At 52.3% G+C, this 25,999-nt stretch carries 18 protein-coding genes and 1 pseudogene; 16 read left to right on the top strand and 3 right to left on the bottom strand.

Annotated elements, in window-relative coordinates; genetic code table 11:
* The first annotated feature begins 22 nt into the window (after nt 1-22).
* From K3169_RS17545 to K3169_RS17475, 15 genes and pseudogenes are all read left to right on the top strand, one after another.
* Nucleotides 23-6,940, top strand: a complete 6,918-nt coding sequence (locus tag K3169_RS17545; RefSeq protein ID WP_263267264.1) for a DUF637 domain-containing protein — start codon at nt 23-25, stop codon at nt 6,938-6,940.
* Entirely contained in the window at nt 6,940-7,272 is a 333-nt protein-coding gene (locus K3169_RS17540) for a hypothetical protein (protein ID WP_255878940.1), read from the top strand. The genes K3169_RS17545 and K3169_RS17540 overlap by 1 nt, the downstream gene beginning before the upstream one ends.
* Nucleotides 7,273-7,591: 319 nt before the next feature.
* Nucleotides 7,592-8,053: an SMI1/KNR4 family protein gene (locus tag K3169_RS17535; RefSeq protein ID WP_263267263.1), complete on the top strand. Its 462-nt coding sequence runs from the start codon at nt 7,592-7,594 to the stop codon at nt 8,051-8,053.
* 899 nt (nt 8,054-8,952) lie between these two features.
* Nucleotides 8,953-11,217 (top strand): annotated as a pseudogene (locus tag K3169_RS17530) (DUF637 domain-containing protein); the annotation flags it as partial.
* Nucleotides 11,218-11,774: 557 nt separating this feature from the next.
* Nucleotides 11,775-12,203, top strand: coding sequence for a contact-dependent growth inhibition system immunity protein (locus K3169_RS17520; protein ID WP_263267262.1), 429 nt, complete (start codon nt 11,775-11,777; stop codon nt 12,201-12,203).
* Between the two features lie 312 nt (nt 12,204-12,515).
* Nucleotides 12,516-12,848, top strand: coding sequence for a hypothetical protein (locus K3169_RS17515; protein WP_263267261.1), 333 nt, complete (start codon nt 12,516-12,518; stop codon nt 12,846-12,848).
* A 483-nt stretch (nt 12,849-13,331) separates the two neighbouring features.
* Nucleotides 13,332-14,060 (top strand): hypothetical protein, encoded by a 729-nt coding sequence (locus K3169_RS17510; protein WP_263267260.1) that lies wholly within the window; start codon nt 13,332-13,334, stop codon nt 14,058-14,060.
* Nucleotides 14,061-14,534: 474 nt separating this feature from the next.
* Nucleotides 14,535-14,897, top strand: coding sequence for a hypothetical protein (locus K3169_RS17505; protein WP_263267259.1), 363 nt, complete (start codon nt 14,535-14,537; stop codon nt 14,895-14,897).
* Nucleotides 14,898-15,382: 485 nt separating this feature from the next.
* The gene (locus tag K3169_RS17500) at nt 15,383-15,658 is read left to right on the top strand and encodes a DUF1910 domain-containing protein (RefSeq protein WP_263267258.1); all 276 of its coding nucleotides are present in this window, start codon (nt 15,383-15,385) and stop codon (nt 15,656-15,658) included.
* Nucleotides 15,659-15,685: 27 nt separating this feature from the next.
* Nucleotides 15,686-16,249 (top strand): PoNi-like cognate immunity protein, encoded by a 564-nt coding sequence (locus tag K3169_RS17495; RefSeq protein WP_263267257.1) that lies wholly within the window; start codon nt 15,686-15,688, stop codon nt 16,247-16,249.
* A gap of 103 nt (nt 16,250-16,352) precedes the next feature.
* Nucleotides 16,353-16,712 carry a hypothetical protein gene (locus tag K3169_RS17490; RefSeq protein WP_263267256.1) on the top strand — a complete coding sequence of 120 codons (360 nt, stop codon included), beginning with the start codon at nt 16,353-16,355 and terminating at the stop codon, nt 16,710-16,712.
* A 185-nt stretch (nt 16,713-16,897) separates the two neighbouring features.
* A complete protein-coding gene (locus tag K3169_RS17485) occupies nt 16,898-17,335 on the top strand; it encodes a hypothetical protein (protein WP_263267255.1) in 438 nt (145 codons plus the stop codon).
* 531 nt (nt 17,336-17,866) lie between these two features.
* Complete coding sequence (locus tag K3169_RS17480) at nt 17,867-18,214, top strand: hypothetical protein (RefSeq protein ID WP_263267254.1); 348 nt, start codon at nt 17,867-17,869, stop codon at nt 18,212-18,214.
* A gap of 318 nt (nt 18,215-18,532) precedes the next feature.
* Complete coding sequence (locus K3169_RS29805; protein ID WP_411567052.1) at nt 18,533-18,769, top strand: contact-dependent growth inhibition system immunity protein; 237 nt, start codon at nt 18,533-18,535, stop codon at nt 18,767-18,769.
* Nucleotides 18,770-19,299: 530 nt separating this feature from the next.
* Entirely contained in the window at nt 19,300-19,542 is a 243-nt protein-coding gene (locus tag K3169_RS17475; protein WP_263267253.1) for a DUF6124 family protein, read from the top strand.
* Nucleotides 19,543-19,883: 341 nt separating this feature from the next.
* Here the strand turns inward: K3169_RS17475 and K3169_RS17470 are convergent, their stop codons facing one another.
* Nucleotides 19,884-22,307 carry a glucose/quinate/shikimate family membrane-bound PQQ-dependent dehydrogenase gene (locus tag K3169_RS17470; RefSeq protein ID WP_263267252.1) on the bottom strand — a complete coding sequence of 808 codons (2,424 nt, stop codon included), beginning with the start codon at nt 22,305-22,307 and terminating at the stop codon, nt 19,884-19,886.
* Nucleotides 22,308-22,755: 448 nt separating this feature from the next.
* Between K3169_RS17470 and K3169_RS17465 the strand changes: the two genes are divergently transcribed.
* Nucleotides 22,756-23,481 carry an ABC transporter substrate-binding protein gene (locus K3169_RS17465; RefSeq protein ID WP_263267251.1) on the top strand — a complete coding sequence of 242 codons (726 nt, stop codon included), beginning with the start codon at nt 22,756-22,758 and terminating at the stop codon, nt 23,479-23,481.
* Nucleotides 23,482-23,611: 130 nt separating this feature from the next.
* Here K3169_RS17465 and K3169_RS17460 read toward each other — a convergent pair whose 3' ends face one another.
* Both K3169_RS17460 and K3169_RS17455 read right to left on the bottom strand, forming a co-directional pair.
* A complete protein-coding gene (locus K3169_RS17460; protein WP_263267250.1) occupies nt 23,612-24,937 on the bottom strand; it encodes an NTP/NDP exchange transporter in 1,326 nt (441 codons plus the stop codon).
* Nucleotides 24,938-24,961: 24 nt separating this feature from the next.
* Entirely contained in the window at nt 24,962-25,888 is a 927-nt protein-coding gene (locus K3169_RS17455) for an aldo/keto reductase (RefSeq protein WP_263267249.1), read from the bottom strand.
* Nucleotides 25,889-25,999 lie beyond the last annotated feature (111 nt).

Genomic DNA, 25,999 nt, shown 5'->3' with positions numbered 1-25,999 from the left:
CCCGCGCCAAGGAACCCTCTACATGGACGTTAAACAGCTGGCCTTCCTGGCGCGTCAACCTTCGGCGGCGCTGAATTCGCGTGAAAGCTTCTGGGGCATGCCCAAACGTGGCATTGCGCTGATCCTCGCCAACGCGATGTTCTGGCAGCCGCTGATGGTCCAGGCCGAGGGCATCGCTGTCAGTGGCGGCGGGACCAGTCTGACCACCGCAGGCAACGGTGTTCAGGTCATCAACATCGCCAAGCCCAATGGCACGGGGCTGTCCCATAACACGTTCGATCAGTACAACGTCGGCAGCCAGGGCGTCATCCTAAACAACGCCACGTCCCAGACCCAGAGCACCCAGCTGGGCGGCATCATCATCGGCAACAGCAACCTGCAGGGCACTGCCGCCACCACCATTCTCAACGAAGTCACCGGCAACAACCGCACTCAGCTCAAGGGCTATACGGAAGTGGCGGGGCAAGCCGCGCGGGTCATCATCGCCAACCCATATGGCATCACCTGCAACGGCTGCGGTTTCATCAATACCCCTCAGGCAACGCTAACCACCGGCAAGCCGGTCCTGGATCAAGGTCGTCTGGATCACTTCCAGGTCGATGGTGGCGATATCAGCCTTGAAGGCGCTGGTCTCAACGCCAGCAACATCGAACAGTTCGACCTGATTACCCGTTCGGCAACACTCAACGCCAAGCTCTACGCGAAGAAACTCAACGTTGTCACCGGGCGTAACAAGGTCGACGCGAAGACTCTGGATGCAACAGCCCTGGCCGACGACGGCAGCGTAAAACCCGAGCTGGCCATCGACAGCAGTGCGCTGGGCGGTATGTACGCGGGTTCGATCAAGCTGGTGGGCACTGAGCAAGGCGTGGGTGTGAGGCTCAACGGCGAGCTTGCCGCCAGTGCTGGTGATATTCAGCTTGATGCCAATGGCAACCTGCGAATTGCTCAGGCTTCAGCCAACGGCGTCGTCAAGGTCAAGGCTGACAGCCTGGATGTGCAGGGTGTGGTGTCCGGCAATAGCGTCGATCTGCAAACCACGCAGGCGCTCAACGTCCACCAAAACATCGTGGCGCGGGATAAGGTCACCCTCACCAGTGGTGGGCAACTGACCAACAACGCGGTCATCGAGTCCGGGGTGAATGCTGACGATAGTCGCAACACCACAGGCGATATCAGCCTGACCGCAAAAGACCTGCGTAACGTCGGCAGTGTGGTCGCCAGCCGGGACTTGAAAGTCAAAACCACCCAAGACCTCAATAACGACGCCGGAACACTGGCCAGTAACGCCGCGCTTGAACTGGAAGTTGACGGCCTGCTGTCCAACCAGAACGACGGTCTGATCTACAGCCGCAACGCCAACACGAAAATAAAGGCAGGCTCACTCGACAACAGCAAGGGCACGCTGCTCGCCGCACAAGGCCTGGATGTCAACGTCACTGGCGATATCGCCAATCGCAACGGGCGAGTCATTGCCCGGGACGGTGTACTCAGTGTCAAGGCCGCCAACCTGAATAACGCTGGTCAGCTCACAGGCAAATCCGTTGATCTTGCTGTGACCAATGCGCTGAACAATCGCGATGGCTCCATTGAAAGTGACACCACGCTGACCGTCAGTGCTGCCAGCGTCGATAACCAGAACGGCACGGTACGCGCGGTGGGCACCAGTGGCCTGACGCGCTTTAGTATCGACGGCGCTTTCGATAACAGCGACGGTACCGTAGAGACTGCGAACAACGCGCTCGAATTGTCTGTTGGCAGCCTGATCAACACCGGTGGCAGCGTGCTACACATCGGCCGTGGCGATTTTGGCCTTTCAACCCGCACCGTCATGCGCGCCGGCGGCAGCCTTGTCACACACGGCGATCTGACCCTTAACGCCGACAGCTGGATCAACAGCAGCGTGATCCAGGCCGGGCGGCTGATCGTCAATGTCGACCACTTCACCCAGACCGCCGACGGCCAACTACTGGCCTCCACCGAGCTACAAGGCAGCGGAGTCGACTGGACCAACAACGGTTTGATTGCCAGTGACGGCGATCTCATGATTGACCTCAGCGGTGAATACGCCGGAGCCGGACAAGCCACTAGCCAGGGTGATCTGTGGCTCGATGCGGGCAGCCTGAAGCTGGCCGAGGCGGGGCGAATCACCGGCGGCGGTACAACGGACGTCTACGTCAGTGGCGCGCTCAATAACGCCGGGCGCATCAGCGCCAGTCAGGACCTGCTGATCAATGCAGGATCTCTCGAAAACCGAGGCACTCTCAGCGCTGCTGAATACGTCACGATCAACACCGGAGAACTGCTGAACGAAGGCGGTTTGATCTTCAGCGGCGCGGACATGGAACTGCGCGGCACCAAGGTCACCAACCGTTTTGGTGATATCTACAGCATGGGTGATCTGACCATCGCCAAAAACGCCGCAGGCGACCGTGCGCAGGTCATCGAAAACATTTCCGGCACACTCGAAAGCGCCGGTGACATGAGCCTGTCCGCTGACGCCGTCACTAACCGCAAGGATGTCCTGACCCTCGCCAATAAGCGAGTCAATGCCTACATCACCCACAGCTGTGCGCACTGCTCGGATGAGTGGAACGTCTGGTACTACGTCAACGAAATCTATGAGCGCACCGTCACAGAGGATTCAGCGTCCGCGTTCATGACCATTGGCGGCAACCTTACCGTTACTGGTACCAGCTTCCTTAACCAGTACAGCTCGGTATCGGCGGTCAAAGACATCGACATCACCGTCGATGATTTCAAGAACGAAGGCACCACGTTAGCGACCATCACCTACCGCGCTCACTACCGAAACCCCGCTGACCAGGAGCCGGGCAGCATCTATCTTGGGCTGATTGATCCGGGTGGTGCGGTCAACGAATTCAACAAGTACAGCGCCAAATACGTGCCGTTGTACCGACGCGCTGATGGCAGTTATTTCTACCAGCAGGAGAGCGGCTTAAGCACCACGCTCAACCCTGATTACGACCCCACCAAAAACATGCCGGTGCCCACCGCTGTGACCCGGTATGGCGTGTTTTCCGCAACCCAGGTGACCACGCCGGGCAAAAGCATTGATGCCGTGATTCAGTCCGGTGGCGACACCACCATCATCGCGAACGACGAGTTCAACAACAGCATCCAGAAAGTCAGCGCCCCCATCGTCACCAGCGATAGCCAGGTCGATGCATCCGGCGCACTGCAGGCCACCACACCTTTTATTGCCCAGCTCAACACCCAGCTTCCGGCAGACCTGGCTCAACAGCAGGTCGACCCGCTCACGTTGCCGGGCTTTGTGATCCCCGACAGCGAAAATGGCCTGTTCCGGCTCAGCAGTGGGCCCACTAGCCAGAACATTCCCGATGCCAACGGTCAGGTCACCCCGCACAAATACCTGATCGAAACCAACTCAGCACTCACCGACCTCAAGCAGTTCATGAGCTCGGATTACCTGCTGGATAAGCTGGGTTATGACCCCGCACTCAGCGCCAAACGCCTGGGTGACGGCCTCTACGAACAGCGTCTGATCCAGCAAGCCATCGTCGCCCGCACCGGTCAGCGTTTCATCGACGGCCAGACCTCGGACGAAGCGCAGTTCAAATACCTGATGAACAACGCTGCTGCCAGCAAAGACGCGCTGAATCTGTCCGTGGGCGTGACCCTGACCGCAGAGCAAGTCGCGGCCCTGACCGATGACATCGTCTGGATGGAAGAGCGTGAAGTAAAGGGCGAAAAAGTGTTGGTGCCTGTGCTCTATCTGGCTCAGGCCGACAACCGTCTGGCCCCGACCGGAGCGCTGATTGCGGGCAACAATGTTTCGCTGACTGCCGGTGCCAATCTGGAAAACGCCGGAACGCTGCGTGCCGGTAACAACCTGTCCGCCCTGTCGGGCAAAGACTTGATCAACAGCGGCCTGATGCAGGCGAACGCCCGCCTGGACGCCTTGGCTACAAACAACATCGCCAACCAGGCGGGCGGCATCATCAAGGGCAACGACGTATCGATCACCTCGCTTTTCGGCAGCGTACTCAACGAACGTACCGTCACCACCTATGCGGGCAGCAACACCAGCGGCAAAGGCAACTGGAACTGGTCCCAGGACTTCGTCGACAACGCCGCCCGCATCGAAGCAGGCAACACGCTGGGCATCAATGCCGCAGGTGATTTCACCAGCGTCGGCAGCGTGCTCAGCAGCGGCGCAGACATGAAGATCGACGCAGGCGGCAGCGTCAACATCCTCTCGACCCAACAAAACAACCGCATCGCCGACGGCGAGTCCCACGACGACTCCACGATCCGTCAGCACGCCTCGCAAGTCATTGCAGGCGGAGCTCTGACCGTAAACGCCGACAACGACATCACCGCCGTCGCCAGCCAGATCGAAGCCAAAACCGACGTCACCCTGACCGCAGGCAAGAACCTGACCCTGGCCTCAGCCGCCGACGAAGATCACACGTACACCAAAGGCTCAAGCATCACCCGGCAGGAAGATCATGTTCGCCAGGTTGCAGCGACCGTCAAGGCGGGCGGGGATGTGAAGCTGAGTGCGACTGAAGACTTGACGATGATTGCCAGCCGGATTGCGGCGGGTGACGAAGCCAGTCTGATTGCAGGTAAAGACCTCAACATCCTCGCCGCGCAAAACAGCGACTACACGCTGTTCGACATGAAGAAAGAGGGCGGTTTCGGCAGCAAGGAAACCCAGCGTGATGAAGTTACGCAAATCACCCATGTCGGCAGCGAGATCACCACGGGTGGCAACCTGACCCTCAAGAGTACTGGGGACCAGCTGTATCAGGCGGCCAAGCTCGACAGTGGTAAAGACCTGACGATTGATAGTGGTGGGTCTATCACGTTTGAGGGTGTGAAGGATCTGCATCAGGAGAGTCACGAGAAGAGCAAGAACAGCCTTGCGTGGACCTCGATGTCAGGCAAGGGCAACACCGACGAGACCTTGCGCCAGACCCAGATGATTGCCAAGGGAGAACTGGCGATCAGGGCTGTTGATGGCTTGAAAATCGACATCAAGGAAGTCAACAAACAGACGGTAAGCCAAACCATTGATGCCATGGTCAAGGCCGATCCGCAGTTGGCGTGGTTGAAGGAAGCCGAGAAGCGCGGGGATGTGGATTGGCAACTGATCAAAGAGACACACGACGCCTATAAGTACAGCCACTCAAGCCTGGGCCAGGGCGCGATGTTGGCGATCATTATCATTGTGACCATCGTCACTGCGGGAACTGGCACTGCTGCGACAGTTGGGGTCGCTGCCAGTGACGCTATGGTGGCAGCAGGGTTTGCAGGCGCTGCAACTGCTGCAAGTGCCGCGGCTGTTGCGAGTTTTTCTGCCGCAGTTGCACAAGCTGCCGTCAGCGTAGTGAACAATAAAGGTGACTTGGGCGCGGCGTTTAAGGATGTTACGTCTGCAGACGCGATGAAAGGCTACCTGATCAGCGGGCTCGCGGCTGGTTTCGCAGCCGGGGTACTCGACAAGTCATTTGGCGTTAAAACTGCGGATTTATCTAAGGCTACCCACGGGTTCGAACTTGGAACCATGGATGGTTTTACCAAATTTGCAGGCTATACCGTTGCTCAAGGAGGCTTTAACGCAGTTGCAAATACCGCAATCAATGGCGGGAGTCTCAAGGATAACCTGGCTCAAGTCGCAATCAGCTCTGCAGCCGATGTATTGACGGCAGGTATCTACAACAAACTTGGGTCCCAGCTGGAGTTCTCTGGACTTACAGCGAAAGTAGGTGCGCACGCTCTGGTTGGAGGGTTGATTGCAGAGTTGGCGGGAGGGGATTTCCGGACCGGAGCCTTGGCCGGAGGGGCAAACGAGGCATTTGTTGCTTCGGTAGGCGACAAGATATTTGCCGAAAACTCTCGCGACCAACTGCTGGCGATGACCTCTCAACTGATTGGGCTAACGGTCGCTGCGGCTGCGGGAGGGTCCGATAAGGATCAGGCTGTTGCGTCGTGGGTTGCTTCACAGGCAACGAAGTTCAACAGTCTTGATCACCCGACGGCCGAGAGACTGCTTGATGAGTTGAAAGCTTGCAAGGCTAACCGCTGTAGTGCAGATCAGCAGCGGAGCCTCATAGCAAGGATTGAGAAAATCTCGGCCGACCGTTCAGCCTTGCTTGCGGCTTGTCCTACTGCTGAATGTAGGGAAGCTATTCGAGCCAAGACGATAGCGTTGGATGATCCCGTCGCCCAAGAGTTGGTGGCTTGGTATCGGGAGCGTGTTTCGTACGATATGGTCGGTCTGCTGACGGGGGATCCGAGCCAGATCGCAATGCCAGCACAAGGGTATGATCCTTGGGGGGCAAAATATGTAACAGATGACCAAATAATTCTGGCATTGAATATTCAGCAGAATACGCTGACCCCTGCTCAGCAGGCTTACCTGGACTCGTGGAATAAAGAAACGGGCTGGATGGACCGGGCTGTAGGGCGAGTATTGACGGTTGCTGAAAAAGCAGAAATGCTTGTATCGCTTGGCAACGCTATGCTGACGGAGGGCTGGGGGAAAGCCTCAGGTGGGAATAGCGCTTCTGGGAGTGGAGTTGTTCAAGGTGGGAGCGGTGCTGGTACAAAAGCGACAGGAGCTTCCGGTGAAAGTGCAGGCGCCATGCGCCGATTGGACTATGAAGCTGCTCCTTACCACGGGAAAGTCGATAATGCCGTTAAGAGTCGTGCTCCGATTAATGGTCAAGAAGCGCTAGATTTTTCGATTCAAGTTAAACCGACATCCCCTCGCCGAGTCGGGATTGACTACGATTCAAAAGATTTTGTTGTTTTTGACAAAACGCTAGATACGACTTATCACGGCCATGTCCGCTCTTGGAGTGATTTGCATCCAGACATGCAAAAAGCCCTGCAACAGGCAGGTATGGCTGATCGTAAAGGTAATATTCTTACTGGTGGGAAGCGATAATGAACTATCAAGATACCCAGCCTTATAATAAGCGAGCTTTAGAAAAAGCTTTTGCTTCGAGGGACGTTAAGAGCATTTGTGAGGCACTTGTCTACGTTGCTTTAAATGATTCTGATTGGAGATGGGCGCAGAATAAATGCTTGGACTTCCTCAGCAACGAAAGCTCTGATGTTAGAGGGCTTGCAGCAACTTGTCTTGGACATATAGCAAGGGTTCACCGCCAGCTTGATAAAGAAAAAGTGCTCATTGCTCTTCGTGAGCATCTAGATGACAACATTATCTCAGGGCAAATTGCGGATGCTCTAGACGATATCGATATGTTCTTGAGGTAGTATCACATTGGTATCGTCGCGCTGATGTTGATTTATCTGTAAAAGTGCTCGAGCACGGTTCGGGGTCAGGCTACGATTTTTTTATTAGAAGAATCAAAGTTTACACCTGAGATTGAGTTCGCGTTGATTGAAAGAGTTATTCGTGGGCCCGTCGCCGCCCACTGAAGGAAGCTTGGAGTTTTTATTTGATTAATCGTGGTCTGACCCCGGTTTTCCCTTTAGTTAGAGCTCCCAGTCTGCGTTTCATGCAGTGGAGTTATAAGTCAGTTTCAACAAAGGTTCCCGGTGTGATTGTTAAAGTAGAAACAGGAAAGCCAAGATGAAAAGCGTTCGTGATATTTTTCATGAGTTAGTCCTGAAAGGTGTAATTTTAGAGTCTGCTATTGTTGGTTGTACTGACGTAGATATTGCCGCAGTCGAACAATATTTTGGTTGTAAACTTCCATTGGCATATCGTGACTTCTTGATGGTTGCGGGGCGTTCAGCTGGTAAGGTCTTTTGTGGCGTAGATATATTTTTTCCGAGATTACTTAGCCTGAGGCTGGAGGCAGAAGAGCTGCTTGATGAACTAAGCCTCTCTGGTTTGCTGCCAGCGGATGCTAAGGTGTTCTGCATGCATCAAGGATATGAAATTAATTGTTTTCTACCGGTCTCTGAAGATCCACCAGTATTTCAATTTTTTGAAGGTCAGAGTTCGATAACTCAAGCTTGGGATAGCATTTCGAGTTTTTTAATTGAATCAGTGGAAAACCATCTTTTACAATGGCCGGACTTGAATTGACACGATTCGGGGGCATACCACGAATGTTTTGTTCTTTCTTCAATAGTTCGGTTTTATGGAATGATTGGTTTGTGCTTAATCGTGGTCCGACCTCAATTCTCCCCTAAAAAGGACTTGATGTGGCTGCTAACTATATTGAAAAATGTGGGTGCCAGATTCTAACAATCCTAGAAAGGGGGCTTGGATGCCTAAATGAATAGCGTAATTAAACAGTTTAATATTCTTTGTGAGCTGGCTATGGCCGCTTTTGATGAGGATTTCGAGGGTTCCTATGAAATGTCATTGTTGAATATTTTAGAGTTTGTAAAAAAAATCCGGAGAATAAGGCGGACTTTATAGGCAAGTTTAAGCTGATTTTAACATCCCGTAATTCACCATTTGAGGCTGTGGCATTTTGCATGCGAGAGCTTCAATGGTCCGAAATTAAAGATTTTGTGATTTTGAAGATGAATCCGTCGGATGATCCTCGTAGTGAGGCTTTGCGAAGCGCATTAACGGCATATGACGAGTTTTGGCCTGATGCAGATCTTTATAGTTACTACAGCGGATCCTGAATTATTGCTCTCTACCGAAAAAAAGAGGGTATGGAAAAGCGAGGTCAGACCACGATTGTTTACGCTCTTTAATATCTAGGTTTTTATTTTCTGTACATGAGAATCATGGGGTTATCGGGTCTACCTACTAGGCAAGGTCGGTTGCCGATATCTCTGTTCGGATAAGACCTTTATTTAAGCATTTCTGCGTATCAGCTCTAGAAAAGAGAAAACGGGGTCAGACCACTATTTTTACTTTAATAGTACGGTAATCGTGGTGTGACCCCAATTTCTCTCTTTATTTGCAATTTGATAGTTTGAAATAGTTAGGATGCGCATAATTGTGGTCTGACCCCAATTCTCCCAGGCAATAACCTCGTCAATGCGGGGCTGATAGAAGCCGGCAATCGCCTTGATCTGCTGGCAGTTAACGATCTGACCAACAAGGCTGGCGGCATTATTGCCGGTCGGGATGTGTCGTTGACCTCGCTGAGTGGCGATCTGATCAACGAACGCACCGTTACTGCGGCGGATAACGATTTAAACGGACAGCGCCACAGTGAATTTGCTGACAGTGCTGCCCGAGTGGAAGCGGCCAATGACATGAGGCTTTCGGCGGGCCGCGACGTCATCAACCGTGGCAGCGTTCTGGAGAGCGGTCGTGACATGAAAATCCAGGCCGGGCGCGATTTGACGCTTGGCCCGACCGAAGTCACCAACAGCGCTTACATAAGCAGCAGAAGCAACAGCAGCAACATTACCCAGCTAGGTTCTACCATTACGGTCGGGCGGGATATGACGGCTCAGGCCGACCGCAATATTGCAATCATCGCCAGCCAGATCGACGTTAAGCGCGATATCGCTATGGCCGCGACTGAAAACCTCTTGATCAGCTCCGCCGCAGATGAAGAACACTCCCTGTCGAAGAGCAAAAAACTGACAAGGCAGGAAGATCATGTCAGCCAGGTGATTTCGGATCTGAACGCAGGTGGCAGCGTCGCCTTGCAGGCAGGGCAAAACCTTAGCGTTATCTCCAGCCAGATTACGGCAGGGCAGGAAGCTTATTTGGTTGCAGGCGAAAACCTGGACATTCTTGCTGCGCAGGACAGTGATTACTCTCTGTACGACAAAAAGAAGAAGGGCTCGTTTGGCTCAGGTAAAACCCGGCGCGACGAAGTCACTGATGTAAAAAACATCGGCAGCCAGATCACCACGGGTGGTGACCTCCTGCTGGTGAGTGGTGGCGATCAAAGGTATCAGGCCGCAAAGCTGGAGAGTGGCAAGGACCTGACGATTGATAGTGGTGGGTCGATCACGTTTGAGGGTGTGAAGGATCTGCATCAGGAGAGTCACGAGAAGAGCAGCAACAGTTTGGCCTGGACCTCTATGTCGGGCAAAGGCAATACCGACGAGACCTTGCGCCAGACCCAGATGATTGCCAAGGGAGAGTTGGCAATCAGGGCTGTTGATGGCTTGAAAATCGACATCAAGGAAGTCAACAAACAGACGGTAAGCCAAACTATTGATGCCATGGTCAAGGCCGATCCTCAGTTGGCGTGGCTGAAGGAAGCCGAGAAGCGCGGGGATGTGGATTGGCGGCAAGTGAAAGAAATCCATGACTCCTTCAAATACAGCCAAGCTGGATTGGGGGTCGCCGCGCAAATGGTTATAGCGATCGTAATGGCCGTGTTTGTTGGTCCTGCGGCTATGGCGGCTCTTTCAGGTGCAGGGGCTGGAGCAGTGGTAGCTGCCGGGGGGGCGGCTGTCGCTTCCGGAGCGGCAACAAACGCTGCTACCAGTTTTATTAACAATGGGGGGGATTTAGGAGCTGTCTTCAAGGACGTAACGTCGAGTTCTGCACTCAAAGGATATGTAGTCAGTGGTGTGACCGCTGGACTGACTGCTGGTGTCTTTGACGGGATAACGGCTACGAAAACAGACCCTTTGACGCTAAAAATTAGCATTGACCTCAGTAGTGCGGAAAACGTCGCTCGATTTGCTGCGAATCAGATGTTGCAAAATTCCACCTCTGCTGCTTTGAGCAAAGCATTGGGTATGGACGCCAGCATTGGTGACGCTCTTACCACCACTATCTTGAACACCTTGGCCGCAACGAGTTTCAACGCTGCTGGCGGCTTGAACTTGGTGGATGGCAGTGCCGGGAAGATTGCGCTGCACGCGCTGATCGGTGGCGCTTTAGCCGAAGCCGCTGGGAGCGATTTCATTGCTGGGGCAGTCGCGGCCGGAGTGAATGAGGCTATGGCCACAGAGTTGCGGCGTGGCATCACGCAATTGGCCCCGGAACAGCGAGATTTGCTGCTCACCTCTGCTTCGCAATTGGTAGGGTTATTCTCCGCAGCACTTGTTGGGGGTGATGCTAAAGAGATGGAGGCTGGAGCCTGGATTGCTAAAAACGCTACCCATTACAACTTCCTAAACCATTACGAAATGGAGGACTTTGTAGGCGACATGCAGGCCTGCAAGACCGATGCTTGTTATCGGAACACTTGGACGGCACAGTACGGCGACAGCAATTACAACCAGCGAAGCCTAGACAACCTGAAGGATGCTTTGGAAACAGTTGGGCCCGCTCGCGCCGGAGCTCTCCTGGGAGAGATCCGAGGCGGCCTTGCTGCATTGGGAGAGCTGCAGTGTTCCTCTGCGGTATGTGATAACTACAAATTCACCTTGATCGATAGAGCGCTCACAGCTAGAGAGTCACTGGAGCAGACGTACCTAGAGGGTGGGGGCATCATTGGAGGTTTGCTATTAGGCCCGGTTGGTGCGATTGGCGGCGCGGTGCGTGGAGCAACAGCCGCAGAGACCAATAGTATTCAGAAGGCATATACTTACTGGGTTGGTGTTCGAGGTGCAAAAGAGGCTGGAAGCTCTGCGACTAAGTTGAGTCAGGGAGAGCAGAAAGCGGTTGCTAGAATTGATAACATAATAAAAAACTTCAAAGATCATGATATCGAAGGTACATTGAAAGACATGGCTGGAGATCCAGTTCTTCGGAAGAATGGCAGTGGTTACTATGATCATTTGAACGAAATGCAGGAGCGGATAAGAGGGCTTACCAACCATGCAGAAACGCTTAAGAATGTAAGTAACCCAGAGGCGCAAGCGGCCCGACAGGCAGCTTTGGATACTTTAAAACGTATTTCTGACTCTCTAAATGGTGCAGGTATATGAAAAAGACATTTCGTCAAATAGATGAGAGTAATGGTTTTAAGTGGGAAGTTGAGCCTGATTCTGATGAGTCTGCGCTGGAGTCATGGCACAGGTCGATTCTGGACACTCCGATAAACGAGCTTGAGATCGGCGACCTTTGCAGATCGGTCAGGCAAGATATGTATACGTCGGAATTATTGCCTGTCGTGGTTCGCGAGTTGGATAAGGAAGTGCTGGTAGGATTTCTGGATGACGCCGAGTTGCTAAAAGGAACCTCAAAATTATCGGAGGCAGTCTGGGCGAAGAGTTTACTGCTGACGCAAAAAATGTTGAATATTCTGCGGCGAAATAAAGAGCTTATTGCTGCGGAGCCTCGCGCTGTCGAATATTTCGAATATGCTCAGGCGCTAGAAAGGAAACTGCTGGCAGCGCTTAATGGTAAATGACAAAAAACGGGGTCAAAAAAACGGGGTCAGACCACGATTGTTTTATGCTCTTTAATATTTGATTGATATTTTCTGTACGGGAGAGCCATCGGCTTATCGGCTCTACCTACTAGGTAGGCAAGGTCGGTTGCAGGCAGTTCTATTGGGATAGCACTTTTATTTAAGCATTTCTGCATGTCAGGTCTAGAAAATGAGAGAAAACGGGGTCAGACCACGATTGTTTTATTCGATCTTTAATAATTTGGTTTTTTAAATGATTAGGTTACGCTTAATCGTGGTCTGACCCCAGTTTCTCACAATGAGGGTGTTCTAATGTCGCTGACAAATGAAGAAGAATTTGCACTACAGATGCTTTTCTCCGGACAGGACAAAGTAAGTCTCGCGATTCGACTTCAGCTGAAGAGTTGTGCGGTCAAAGCGCGTAAGCATACGGGTGTAGGTTTCTTTACTAGCATTGCTCTGGCGGTGACGTTGCCTGTAACTGTTCAACGTCACTGGGATTGTAATTTTGAGCATAGAGAGCTAAGTCATGGCGGATCATTTATGTGCTGGATTGAGAATTCAAGTTTTCTAGAGTTAGAGGCTGTAGCTTATAATGGCGAGTGGCCGAAAAAATTCAATTCTTCAGATTTTAAGCTTGCCTAGTTGGGGGTAAGGAATAAGTGGGGTCTGAAACGAAAAAACGGGTTCAGGCCACGATTATCTATGCATTATTTGATTTTTCAAACGATTAGGTTGCGCCAAACCCAGATGGTTGGCTAGGGCGTAAGCTTGTTCTGTGTACTTGATGATGGTTTGTCCCCAACTCTTGAAAAATCTACATCAACGACGCTTTCCTTCAGCTCCCCAAGTACAAGGGAGGCATTGATGAACTTTCTGAAAGGTATAGGGAATGAAAATCAGAAAAACTGTTGAGAGAAGGATGCGAGATCTAGAGAGCTCCGGGCGGAGTTCTATGAAAAGCGGGGTCAGACCACGATTATTTTATTCGGTCTTTAATAGTTTGGTTTTTTTGAAGTGATTAGGGTGTGCTTAATCGTGATCTGACCCTAATTTTCCCCAGGCGTACCGGCGGAGATATATTCAGGTACAATCCGGCCACTGGTGAAGTGACGAAGTTTTGAAAATATGAAAGCATACATTCAAATTGCAATTAGGACTCGTATTCATACTGCTGACTGGATGGTTGGTCGCCAACTGCTGGATTTGCTGGCCGATAATGGTGGCTTACTTACGCCCGAGTATGTTTCAAACAATGCCGATAAAATAACGAGTCCGTTTGTCGGGATAGATGGAAGCGAGAATATTTGGGCGTCCCCTATAGCTGTTCGCGTCAATGGGGCGCTTTCAGAGTTTTTCGAGGACTTTGCTTGGGCACGGAAAAAAAGTATAAAATCTTCAGGGAGTGTTGTTCATACTATGATGAACGCTAAAGGAGTAATTGTCCCTGGCGAAATAGTTATTCGTGCAGCCTGTACCGCAAAAATTGACTGGTATTCCGTATTTAGACTGTTATGTGCCATATTTCCCCCCCAGATCGCATGCATGCATTTGTTTGACGGTCTAGAGGCTGAAGCAAAGATAAAAAATAATAGCTTTCAAATTGGGTCTTTCAATTCAAGCATTAAGCCCGACGTGCCAGATATGGGGTGGGCTATGTTTTACGGTGGCGAGTTTGCGGAAGCAGTGGACGTAAAAAGCATAAGTGATGCAGGTTTTTTTGTCGATGAAATTTCTAACGGTTATCTGGCGCGAGTGACGGAATGCTTTCAAGATGTACAAGATGATTTTCTCTATTTCTCGAGGCGTAGACTTGAACTTAAAGGTCTCTTTAGTGAGGGTTTCTTTCTGAGTTGAGGCAAAAAATGCGGTCAGACTGAGATCGTTTTATCCGCTCCTTAATATCTTGGGTTTTATTTTTTCGCATGTGCGGAAACCGGGGTCACGGAAACCGGGGTCAGACCACCATTGTTTTAAAGAGTTATTCGTGGGCCCGTCGCCGCCCACTGAAGGAAGCTTGGAGTTTTTATTTGATTAATCGTGGTCTGACCCCGGTTTTCCTAACCGGCCGAAAATTTAACGAAGTAGGTGGAGGTCACATTGATCTCGCGAATGGTAAACCAGTGGTTGCAGCGGGAGAGGTGAAAATTGTGCGAGGAGAAGTTAAGTACATAGATAATTCTTCTGGCATTATGAACCATCCGGTAGTGCGGCGCAGGCCGCAGCAGAACGTGCGTTCTCTCAAAAAGGACTTGATGTGGCCGGTAAATATATAGAGAAAGTGTGGGTGCCAGATTCTAACAATCCAAGAAAGGGGAGTTGGGTGCCTAAATGAATAGCGTGATTAAACAGTTTTATATTCTTTGTGAGTTGGCAATGGCCGCTTTTGATGAAGATATCGAGGGCTCCTATGAAATGTCATTGTTGAATGTTTTAGAGTTTGTAAAAAAAAATCCGGAGAATAAGGCGGATTTTATAGATAAGTTTAAGCTGATTTTAACATCCCGTAATACACCATTTGAAGCTGTGGCATTTTGCATGCGAGAGCTTCAATGGTCCGAAATTAAAGATTTCGTGATTTTGAAGATGAATCCTTCGGATGATCCTCGTAGTGAGGCCTTGCGAAGTGCATTAACGGCTTATGACGAGTTTTGGCCTGATGCGGATCTTTATAGTTACTACAGCGGATCCTGAGTTATCGCTCTCTACCGAAAAAAAACGAGAGTATGGAAAAGCGAGGTCAGACCACGATTGGGGAAACAGAAAAACGGGGTCAGACCACGATTGTTTTATTCGATCGTTAATAGTTTGGTTTTTTAAATGATTAGGTTGTGCTCAATCGTGGTCTGTCCCCAGTTTCTCCGGGTGCGAGATTTTAAAGGAAAAAGGCAAGAAAATTAGGTAGTGAAAAATCGTGAGCGTAGAAAACGGCGTCAGACCACGATTGTTTTATTCGATCTTTAATAATTTGGTTTTTTAAATGATTAGGTTATGCTTAATCGTGGTCTGACCCCAGTTTCTCCAAGCGCGATTAAGACTGGACGCACCGAGACCTGGGTTGTAAGGACGGGGGCAAATGGGTCGACTGAAATCTAAGTGCTTGATTCTTTAGGTAAGCCCAAGGCCATTGATACGTCTAAGATACTTTCCACCAATACAAATCTTGCTGGAGCAGAACCATGATCCGAGATTCCATAGCTGACGTTAATTACTGGCGTGAGCGGGTTGCTAAGGATGTGCTCTGGATAGAGAAATCGGGAGAACTATTGTCTCGACCTTCACAGAATCCGCTTTACGACCCCCAGTTTTCGTTTGATCTATCGAGGGATATCTTACGTCTAATGCTTAGACGCTACTTTCAAGGCGATCCGATATCTGAAATAGGTTTATCTTTCTCAGAGTTATTGGATGCTTGGGAATTGTCGAATGACTTGGCTGAGCAAGTGTGTGCTTAGCACAATCTGCAAACTTGTCGTGATTGGGTGTTTGATGTTTCTAATCTCAACCATTATATCTGGTGTTTTTGGTTGGTCGGGTTGGCGCTCGCATTAGGTAATCCCGACGAGCAGTGGAACCGATTGTTGATGCTCATAGCTCAAGAAGGCAAAGACACTTTGTTGGATCGCATAATTGCTAGTCGCCAAACTTCACGCATTATTGGTGATGTTCTTTTGCATGCCAAACCTTATGCGCGACTGCTGAAAGCCATTGATGCGTCCGAAGATCAGCAGGCATTTCTGCTGCATGATTTTGTTGATGCTTGGTATCCGGAGCTCAACCGACGCGGCAAACAGCAGCCTTGGTGGTACCACTACGGTGATCCTGAAAAAAATCCGCTTGAGATGGGCAGCTATTTCGGTCGTTGGTGCATTGAGGCGATCGCTGCCGTCGAAGCTTTCAAGCTGGATGACAGCCGATGTGTTGGGCATCCGCACTATCCCGGCGACCTACTTTGTCCTGAGGTGGCTGGCACTCACGGACCGCAGAAGGAAGGCAAAAAAACCCGAAGTCTGCGGGAGGCCTTTGGACGTTGGTTCACGAGGTAGTAGAGTTGTGTGACGGAAAAACGGGGTCCGGAAAAACGGGGTCAGCCCCCGATTGATTTCCAGTTTTTGCAGGTGAAATTGTAGTTTTTCGGAGTGTGCTGAGGTGATATTAAATATTAAGTTTCCACAAAATCTTATAGCGGAAAACTTGGTTGTTCAGGAGCGAATACCATGTCTGTGTAAGGTTTCAGATAAATTTGAAATATTGTTTCAATCTCCGCTTCTTGTCGTTGAAGGTACCGTAATCGATTGGGATCGAAAAAAGCTGGAGCAGCGTGCGCTTGCTGGTGCCGGTGGGGCCTACACCCACTGTGCTTCAGGGCTAATTACGTTAAAAAAAATAGAGCCCGATAAGTTTAGTGTTTATGAGTTGTTGTTGTTTTATGCTGATTTTGGATGGTGTCCGGTTATAGTTGACGGAGATTATGCTGTTCCGAAGAAATTCTGGGATGACGACTTTTAAAAGAAGGAAAATGGGGGCGGGCCACGATTGTTTTATTCAATCTTTAATGGTTTGTTTTTTGAGATGGTTAGGTTTGTGTTTAATCGTGGTCTGACTCAAATTCTTTCTGCTGTTCGCCCTCGAGCAGGGCGTGTGATTTCGCGTTGTGAGAATTGCATGAATATTTTTGGGCTAGAATGATGAAAATGGATGATGGGTTTATAGAGGTGAATGACTTGGATTTTTTTGCATCCTTCATTAATGGAGTGCTTGCACATTTCGCGACTGGTGGGCGGGGTTTTGTCCCTGCATCAATAAGGAATTCAGTTTCTGATTATGAGTTGGTGTATGAATATATTCTTTCTTTACATGACGATTATGAGTTTGAGGTCGTTGAGGTAAATATTCCTACTTTCAGTACTACTGCTCAAAGGGATCGTTACCTTAAATCATTTGTTTCAATGGCAAAAAAAGGTTTGTATAGTTATGACGTTTTTAGGGATGGTTATAGATTGATTGCCGTGCCTAGGAAAGGTAGGAATAGTTCCGAGTTGCCGGCCAGAGTAAAAATGGCTCTTAGTGCTTTATCCTTGGCGTCTAACGAAAATACAAGGTGTATTAATAAATGCTCCTTCGCCAAATAAGGGCTAGAAAAACCCGTTTCAGAGAAAATGTGGTCAGACCACTATTATTCAAAATGCTTTGGTTGCGCCAACCCTGCGTGGCTAGCTAGGCTGTAAGATCGGTCAGTGTGCTTAATCGTGGTCTGACCCCGATTTTCGAAAGATATTGTCACTGCAGGTAATGATATGCCTTCAATAATTTGTACGTGTGGTATTAGGTTAGGGTTTGGTGCAATACCCAATCCAAACGAATGGCTGATGATTTCTGATGATAGGTTTGATGATTTTCGAGGGAATGATCTAGAGGAACTCTATAAACAGATGAGCAGTTTTCTTAAATGCTCGGATTGTGGAAGGCTATGGGTGTTTTGGAATGGGTTTGATGCAGATCCGTTTTGTTACGCTCCGGAGTAAACGTGTGGAAAGGCTGAAAAAAAAACGGGGACAGACCACGATTTTTACTTTAATAGTACGGTAATTGTGGTCTGACCCCCATTTCCAGTTGCTGCCACAAGAGCAACAAAATAAAATATTAATTTTGCGGTGATCCCTATGGGTATGTACATATCAATAAATGAGTCTTCAGGCTGGGGGACTTCAGGTGGGGTGTTTGATTGTATTGTCGAAGGCACAAGAGCACTCTTCACTCATGATCAATTTAGCTGTATGAGAAAGATATACGAGGCTCTAGATGAGCAAGCGCAAAGCTTTATCGTTCTAGATAATATTACAGGCGATTGCTTCAATTTGTTCTATAGCCATTGCGAAGCGGCAATGAAAATTTTCCCTGAAAGTGACCGCGGAAAGATGGTGCCTGAGAATCATATCCCAGGGATACTGTGGAATTGGTCTGAAGTTTTACGCCTTATGCGAGAGGATATTCGCTATAAAGACAAATAATTTGGTGCCAATGGAGCTGGAGAAGCTGTCGCTAAGCTAAGTCAAGGGCAGCAAAGAGCCGTAAATAAAATTGACAACATTTTGAATGGTTTTAAAGGCAGCGACATAACAGGTAAATTGAAGGATATGGTGGGTGACCCAGTCCCCCAAACGGGCTGAGGTTACTGGGATAATCTACCTGCTGATATCCTCCACGACGTCGGTAATCCTGCTACTTTGGCTGCGCGCCAGAGAGCATTGAAAACTACTGGTCGTATTGAATTGGCATTAAATGGGATAGGCATATGACATTTAGAGCGCTGGAGGAAAAAATATTCGATTGAATGGTCGCCGGAATCCAGTATTTCATATTTGAGTGAATGGTATATGGATGTTCGCGATACTCCACTACCTCAGTTGGAATTGGGATCTATATGTCGTGCGCTTCGGCAGAATTTATTTGTTGAGGAGCTGATACCTTTCGCTGAGTCCTTTCTTGAGCAAGATGTTCTGGCGGGAGAACGGTATGATGGTGAGTTAATTGCTGCTCTTACTAGGCTCAATTCGAATTCTTAGGCGGCTAGTTTATGCAGGCCGTATAAGATGATTCAGGTGTTGCGTGAAGTTCCTTTTTTAAGTAGCGACGTTGATGTACAGCGTGAAGCTTCAACTTTAATCGATTCAATTGAAAGTTTGAATGTTAAATCGCTGACATAGACCCTGGAGGATGGCCTCAGTTTGTAGGTAGGCTATATTTCGCGTGGTGATTAGAGTTTTCCATGCAGGGAAAAACGGGGCAGGCCACGATTGTTTTACTTAATCATGGTCTGCCCCCGATTCGTTGCAATTTGAGAGTTACATTGAGCGCTCTACGCAGGAGCCTACACGCTAGAACTCATCCGCCTGTAGGACTATTCCGAAATTTCGCTACATCAGACAGCGCTTGTTGCACCGCTCTCATTCACCGAATAATCTCCGCCCGTCGCGTAACCAGCGACCGGTTTTGACAGGCCGCCCCAATCGAGGAGTAATAATCGCCAACCAGTGCGCTGACATTAAATTAGCAGGCTGCGCCATGGCGTCTCAATCTATTAGGGAGATCCCACATGATCAAATCCGCACCAAATTTCAGCCTCTTCACGGTAAAACCAGATGTCAGCATTGATGATGCTCTGGTGCTTGCTTGCGAATACTTAACCTGCGCCGCAGCTACGGCTTACGAATCTGCAGATAACCATACGCCGGAGTTTCGGGCGTTGGCGCGCTCGGTTGTGCATCAGTTGGAGGCGGCGCGTGCGCTGGTTGAGGCGTCGGTGATGGGGTTGGAGGGGCAGCGCAAGGCGATTTAGTTAGTTATCGGTAGGCCCGTTGAACCATAGCGCCGGTATTGAGGGCAAGCCTCGCACAGGTTGGTAGCACCTCAAGCTCATGCAGGACCGGTGGGAGCGACCGGGGTGGCGCTCCACTTCATTCGGGAAGATAGTATTTTAGTCGGTACAAAGGCGGCGGATGCACCGGCCTCTTCGCGAATGAATTCGCTCCCACAGGAGGGGGGGGCGGGCCAACATAGAGTCTCTTACAGGAGCATCTCAATATTGGCGGCAGGTCGTGGGATAGGCTTTAACCGGAAAAAAGCCAATAAAAAACCCGCTGTCACCCTTAAGTGGCAGCGGGTTTTTATTGTTATCGATTACTTGCTGTCAGGCAGCGCGTAAGCGATCACGTAGTCACCGCGATCCGGGGACTGACGGCCACCACCGGCGGTGATGACCACGTATTGCTTGCCGGTTTTCGGCGAAACAAAGGTCATCGGGCCGCCCTGGCTACCGACTGGCAGACGGGCTTTCCAGGCTTCTTCACCGTTCGCCGAGTTGAAGGCGCGCAGGTAGTAGTCCTGCGTACCGGCGATGAAGATCAAGCCGCCCTGAGTAGACAGCGTGCCACCCAGTGTCGGCATGCCGATTGGCAGCGGCAGGTGCATTTTGATGCCCAGTGGGCCGGTGTCTTCAACGGTGCCGACCGGGACTTGCCAGGCGACTTTCTGGGTCTTCATGTCGATCGCGGTCAGGGTGCCGAACGGCGGGGCCTGACACGGAATACCGGCAATCGACAGGAAGCGGTTTTTGTTCACGGCATACGGCGTGCCTTTGAGCGGCACTGCGCCCATGCCTGTGTTCAGCGCTTCGCCACCGGAAGAAGCCTTGGCGTCTTTCTGCTGCGGCACCATCTGGACCCACAGGCCCAGACGCATGTCGTTGACGAAGATGAAGCCGTGGACCGGGTCAGTCGAGAGGCTGCCCCAGTTCATGCCACCCAGGGAGCCCGGGAAACTCAGCGACTTGTCGGTGCCCGGTGCGGTGTACAGACCTTCGTAGCGCATTTGCTTGAACGAGATACGGCACAGCATCTGATCAAACGGCGTCGCGCCCCACATGTCCGATTCGGTCATGCGCTTGGTGCCGATCTGCGGCATGCCGCTCGACAGGGGCTGAGTCAGCGAGTACGGTTCGTTGGGGATGTTGCCAGCATTGACCGCTACATCTTCAACTTTGGTCAACGGCTTGCCGGTAGCGCGGTCGAGCACGAAGATCTGACCGGCCTTGGTGCCGATCACCACGGCCGGCACTTTGCTGCCGTCCGCTTTGGTGAAGTCGATCAGGCTAGGCTGCATCGGCAGGTCGAAGTCCCACAAGTCATTGTGGACGGTCTGGTAAACCCACTTCTCTTCGCCGGTAGTCGCGTTCAGCGCCAGAATCGAAGCGCCGTATTTGTGGTCCAGTTCGGTACGTTCAACACCGTAGATGTCGGTGGACGAGCTGCCCATTGGCAGGAAGATGGTGTTCATCGCCGGGTCGTAAGACATCGGCGCCCAGCTGTTTGGCGTACTGCGCACATACGTGGCGTCGCCCGCTGGTGCATTTTTGTCTTCCGGGTTGCCCGGGTCGAATGCCCAGCGCATCGCGCCGGTGATCACGTCAAAACCACGGATCACGCCGCCTGGCATGTCAGCCTGAACGTTGTCAGCCACACGACCGCCCACGACTACCGTGGAACCGGCCATCAGCGGTGCGGACGACAGTTGATAGTAGGAGTCCGGCACGTTACCCAGGCCAGCCTTCAGATCAACCTGACCATTGGTGCCGAAGCCCTGGCAGAACTCGCCAGTGTCAGCATCCACGGCAATCAGGCGCGCGTCGATGGTGTTGGTCAGCAGGCGACGCTGGCAGTTGGCACCCGCGGGTACCGAGACAGCAGTGGCGGGTGTGCTGCCGTCAACCGGCTGAGCCAGTGCGGCCGTCGAATCGAAATACGCCAGGCCACGGCAGCGCTGCCAGACCTTACTCTGTGCGTTGATTTCGTTCTTCCACAGCTGTTTGCCGGTGTCGGCATCCAGTGCGATGACGTTGTTGTGCGGGGTGCAGATGAACACCTTGTCGCCGACTTGCAGCGGGGTCATCTGGTCTTCGGCACCGTTGCCGTCGCTGATCGCCACGTCGCCGGTCTGGTAAGTCCAGGCGGGCACCAGGCTGGCGACGTTGCTGCGGTTGATCTGGTCCAGCGCCGCGAAACGGCTGCCGCCTTCATCGTTACCGTAATGGGCCCAGTCTTTCTGCGCTTTGGCAGGGTCGACTTTGGTCAGGCCTGGGCCGTCACCGGTCGGGGAGACCGACGCGTGCGGGATGAACATGCCCCACACGCCGCCAACGATGGCCAGTGCCAGCACGCCGCTCAGCGCGTAACCGCCGCGACCGCTCACAAGGCCATTGGCTTTGCGCAGGGTCGGGTAGACCAGCGCAACCACGAGGCTCAATACGCCCAGTGCGAACAGGCGGGAGATTTGCGGCCAGAAGTTCAGACCGGCGTCAGCCAGGGCCCAGATGATGGACAGCACCATGACGACCGCGAACAGCCAGGCACCTGTCAGGCGCTGTTTGAAGAGCAGTACTGCCGAGACGAGCATACCGAGACCGGCAAGCAGGAAGTACCAACTGCCGCCAACCGTGACGAGAAAGCCGCCCAGTCCTGTGAACAGTAATCCAAATACCAACACGCCGAGTGCCGCGACCCAGATGGGCCAGCGGCTGACGGATGCCGTAGGTTGAGACTTAGTCATGGTGCATGATCCTGATAACGCGTGAGCGTTTGTGTGAAAGGTTAAGCGTAGTGGAGGAAGCGGTCGGTGATGCTGCTTCCGGGCAGAGGTCGCGAGCGAACTTTTCGGGCTCGACGCAGACAACACGGCTCAGTTCGATGGAACTCCGCAAACAATTAACTAACTGGTTACTTTTGCAACGATATCAAAAAAAGCCCTGCCTGCGACAAATTGTCATTCCGCATTTAGGGAAAACACTGTTGCGGGATTGGTAATAATTGCGAATTATTGAGCTGCTTGAGGGCGTTATTTCAAACGCATTGTTCTAGGCTGAACTGGATCCTGTAGGAGTGAGCTTGCTCGCGATTCCATTTTGCTATGGAAAAATTATCGCCTGAACTGACGCTATCGCGAGCAAGCTCGCTCCTACAGTTGCAATTTGCCGTGCCTAAAATAATCAGGAGAAGACATGAACGAAATATCCCCGGCGGTACTGACTGACCTGGCGCCTGACGGCGTTCTGCGCGCTGCCATCAATTTTGGCAATCCGGTGCTCGCGCAGCAGGCGGCCGATGGCAGCCCTCAAGGGGTTTCCGTTCAGCTCGCAAAAGCCTTGGCCGAAGAACTGGGCGTGCGTCTGCAAATGGTTACGTTCGACGCGGCAGGCAAGGTGTTCGCCGCACTGGAACAGGCTGCATGGACCGTCGCATTTCTGGCCATCGAGCCCGTGCGCGCTGAGCAGATCGCGTTCAGTGATCCTTACGTAGCCATCGAAGGAACTTACCTTGTCGCCGCAGATTCTGCGTTCAAGGAAGTGGACGAACTGGATCGCAGTGGCCTGCGACTGGCGGTGGGTAAAGGCGCGGCTTACGACCTCTATCTGAGCAGAACACTGCAGCACGCCGAACTGTGCCGCGCAGAAACCTCTGCTGCGGCAGTCGATTTGTTTCTGGAACAAGGGCTGGACGCAGCAGCCGGGGTTCGCCAGCCACTGGAGAAATTCGCCGCTGCTCATTCAGGTTATCGGGTGCTGGAAGGGGCGTTCACCTCGATTCGCCAGGCGATGGCCGTTCCTCGCCAGCGCGCGGCGGGTGCTGAGTTTGTGCAGCGCTTTATCGAACGGCAGAAAGCCAGTGGGTTTGTACGCCAGGCGCTGGATGCTACGGGGCATGGCGATGTTGCGGTTCCTGTTTGACAGGAGGCTCGGGCTACAGTGCGCTGTCGCGCGGCTGACATCGGGCCTGTAGGAGCTGCCGAAGGCTGCGATCGGGGTGTATCAGGATAAATGCCTCGCAGCCTTCGGCAGCTCCTACAGGAATCGCATTTCAATCCAGATGATCAGTGTTTTTCACACGCTCTTCGATCACGTCCCGATCCATCCGCCGCCCCAGATACCACCCCGTGACCGCCCAGAGTGCCGCACAGATTGCGCCCACCAAGGCGACCAGCGCAGTGCCTTGACCCAGCATGTCCAGCAGACTCTTGGCCCAGCCACTGATGGCGTCGCCGCCGCGATAGACCACGGTATCGATGAAGTTCTTGGCTTTGTATTTGGTCTCGGCATCCAGCGGGGCGAAGAGCATCTCCCGACCGGGCCGAATAAACGCGTACTCACCGATGCGGCGCACGATCATCAGTCCGGCCAACATGGCGAAGGTCGGTGCCAGCGCCAGGCCGATGAAACCGATGCAGACCAGCGCCGGTACGCCCGCCAGCAGCACCCGGATACCGAAGCGTTGAGCGATGCGTCCGGTGATGAACAATTGCGAGACCAGAGCACCGGCCTGCACCGCAAAGTCGATCAGGCCAAACACGCGGATCTGTTCTTCACGCGTAGCAAACAACTCCGAAACCAGTCGCGCCTGCTCGAAATACAGAAAGGTGCTGGCAGTGGCGAGCAATACGACGAACAGGCACACGCCCAGCAGATAGGGCGAACGCAGCACTCGCAGCATGCCACTGAACGGGTTGCCCGCCACTGGCCGACGCGGGTTTTCAGCGGGTGGTGCACCGGGCCGTCCTGCGCCGCCAGATTCGCGCCACGCCATGAGGTAGCGTTTCAGTGCCAATGCCAGCAGCAGCAATAACGCACTGAACAGCGCCAGTCCGCCTTGGCCGAGCACGTCAATCGAGAACGCACTGATCAGTGGCCCCACCAAGCCGCCCACACTGGCGCCCGCCGCGATAAACGCAAACAACCGCCGTGCCTGCGCGCCATCGAACGCGTCGGCCATGAGGCTCCAGGCCACTGACACCACGTACAGGTTGTAGACCGAGATCCACACGTAGAACGCTCGCGCCAGCCAGACGCTGTCGTCATGAAGGGCAAAGGTCAGGGCAAAAAACAGCAGGTTGATGGCAAAGAATCCGTATACCCAGTCGACGAACTGGACGCGTGGCACTACAGAGTTGAGCCAGCCAAACAGCGGTACGGCAATCAGCATGACCACAAACGTGGCTGTGAATAACCACTGCAGATTCTCTACGCCCGCCTGAATCCCCATCGCTTCACGAATCGGGCGCAGCATAAAATAGCCACAGAACAGGCAGAAGAAGAGGGCAAAGCCAGCCAGTGCCGGGCGCAACTCTTCTGGCTCGGCGTTGATGGCCCGAGCCGCGCGATGGATCAGTGGGTGGTCAACAAAGGACACGGATACGCTCCCGGCTGTGGGTGATCAGGCGAACTGTTCGGCGATCCGCTCACGCAACCTGGCGTCCGGCAATCGGCCTTGGCCTGCCAGAAGGTTGTCGGCAGCATAACGCGGGTTGCTGGTTGCCGGAATCACTGCGGTTAGGGCTGGGTTGGCGAGCACAAATTTGAGCATCAGTTGTGCCCATGAACTGGCGTCCAGTTCGGCAGATGCCCAATCCGGCAATGGCTTGCCTTTGACCTTGGCAAACAGTCGACCGGCCTCGAAGGTGCGGTTGGCCAGCACTGCGACGCCATTATCGGCGCACCAGGGCAATAGACGCTTTTCAGCATTGCGGGCGCCAATGGAATAGTTGACCTGAACGAAATCCACTTTCTCTTTCTGTAGCACCGCCAGCAGTTCATCGTGAGCCGACTCGACGTAATGCGTCACGCCGATGTAGCGAATACGGCCCTGTTGCTTGAGTTCGCGCAAGGTCTGCAACTGAGTGGTCGTGTCTTGCAGGTTGTGCACCTGAATCAGGTCGATACGCTCGGTCTGCAGTTGTTTGAACGCTTGCTCTATTTGCTGCAAACCCGCCTCACGTCCTGTAGACGAAACCTTGGTGGCGATAAACGCCTGGCCATGGGCTTTGGCGCGGGTCAGCAATTCACCTGTGACGGATTGTGATTCCCCGTAACTCGGCGCGGTGTCGATCAACTTTGCGCCGCCATTCAGTAGCGTCTTGAGTACTTCCAGCGCCGGAGTCATCTCTTCTGAAGTCAGTGCAAAATTGAAGGTGCGGGCGGTGCCCAGGCCAATCACCGGCAAGTCTTCACCTGATGAGGGAATCTTGCGGGTCAACAGCGATGTCGACGCAAATGCCGGAAGCAGGGGAGACAAGGCAGCCATTGCGGCCAGCGCTGAGCTTGCCTGAATGAAGTGACGGCGGCTTAACGAGTGGGCGGGCATGCGACGACTCCTTTCATTCTTGAATGTGTAACAGAGGTGTCATGGATAGAAACACATCCAAACCTCTTGAGAAGCGCGCCCGTCGGTGAGATGGTCGGGGATGTTTTACAA

Source organism: Pseudomonas phytophila, from assembly GCF_025643095.1.
GTDB lineage: Bacteria > Pseudomonadota > Gammaproteobacteria > Pseudomonadales > Pseudomonadaceae > Aquipseudomonas > Aquipseudomonas quasicaspiana.
Note: the sequence above shows the minus strand (reverse complement) of the source record. Positions and strands in the feature narration are given on the sequence as shown.

Coding starts and splice junctions, on each gene's coding strand:
- K3169_RS17545 (WP_263267264.1), top strand. CDS start 23: ATGGACGTTAAACAGCTGGCCTTCCTGGCGCGTCAACCTTCGGCGGCG.
- K3169_RS17540 (WP_255878940.1), top strand. CDS start 6,940: ATGAACTATCAAGATACCCAGCCTTATAATAAGCGAGCTTTAGAAAAA.
- K3169_RS17535 (WP_263267263.1), top strand. CDS start 7,592: ATGAAAAGCGTTCGTGATATTTTTCATGAGTTAGTCCTGAAAGGTGTA.
- K3169_RS17520 (WP_263267262.1), top strand. CDS start 11,775: ATGAAAAAGACATTTCGTCAAATAGATGAGAGTAATGGTTTTAAGTGG.
- K3169_RS17515 (WP_263267261.1), top strand. CDS start 12,516: ATGTCGCTGACAAATGAAGAAGAATTTGCACTACAGATGCTTTTCTCC.
- K3169_RS17510 (WP_263267260.1), top strand. CDS start 13,332: ATGAAAGCATACATTCAAATTGCAATTAGGACTCGTATTCATACTGCT.
- K3169_RS17505 (WP_263267259.1), top strand. CDS start 14,535: ATGAATAGCGTGATTAAACAGTTTTATATTCTTTGTGAGTTGGCAATG.
- K3169_RS17500 (WP_263267258.1), top strand. CDS start 15,383: ATGATCCGAGATTCCATAGCTGACGTTAATTACTGGCGTGAGCGGGTT.
- K3169_RS17485 (WP_263267255.1), top strand. CDS start 16,898: ATGGATGATGGGTTTATAGAGGTGAATGACTTGGATTTTTTTGCATCC.
- K3169_RS17480 (WP_263267254.1), top strand. CDS start 17,867: ATGGGTATGTACATATCAATAAATGAGTCTTCAGGCTGGGGGACTTCA.
- K3169_RS17475 (WP_263267253.1), top strand. CDS start 19,300: ATGATCAAATCCGCACCAAATTTCAGCCTCTTCACGGTAAAACCAGAT.
- K3169_RS17470 (WP_263267252.1), bottom strand. CDS start 22,307: ATGACTAAGTCTCAACCTACGGCATCCGTCAGCCGCTGGCCCATCTGG.
- K3169_RS17465 (WP_263267251.1), top strand. CDS start 22,756: ATGAACGAAATATCCCCGGCGGTACTGACTGACCTGGCGCCTGACGGC.
- K3169_RS17455 (WP_263267249.1), bottom strand. CDS start 25,888: ATGCCCGCCCACTCGTTAAGCCGCCGTCACTTCATTCAGGCAAGCTCA.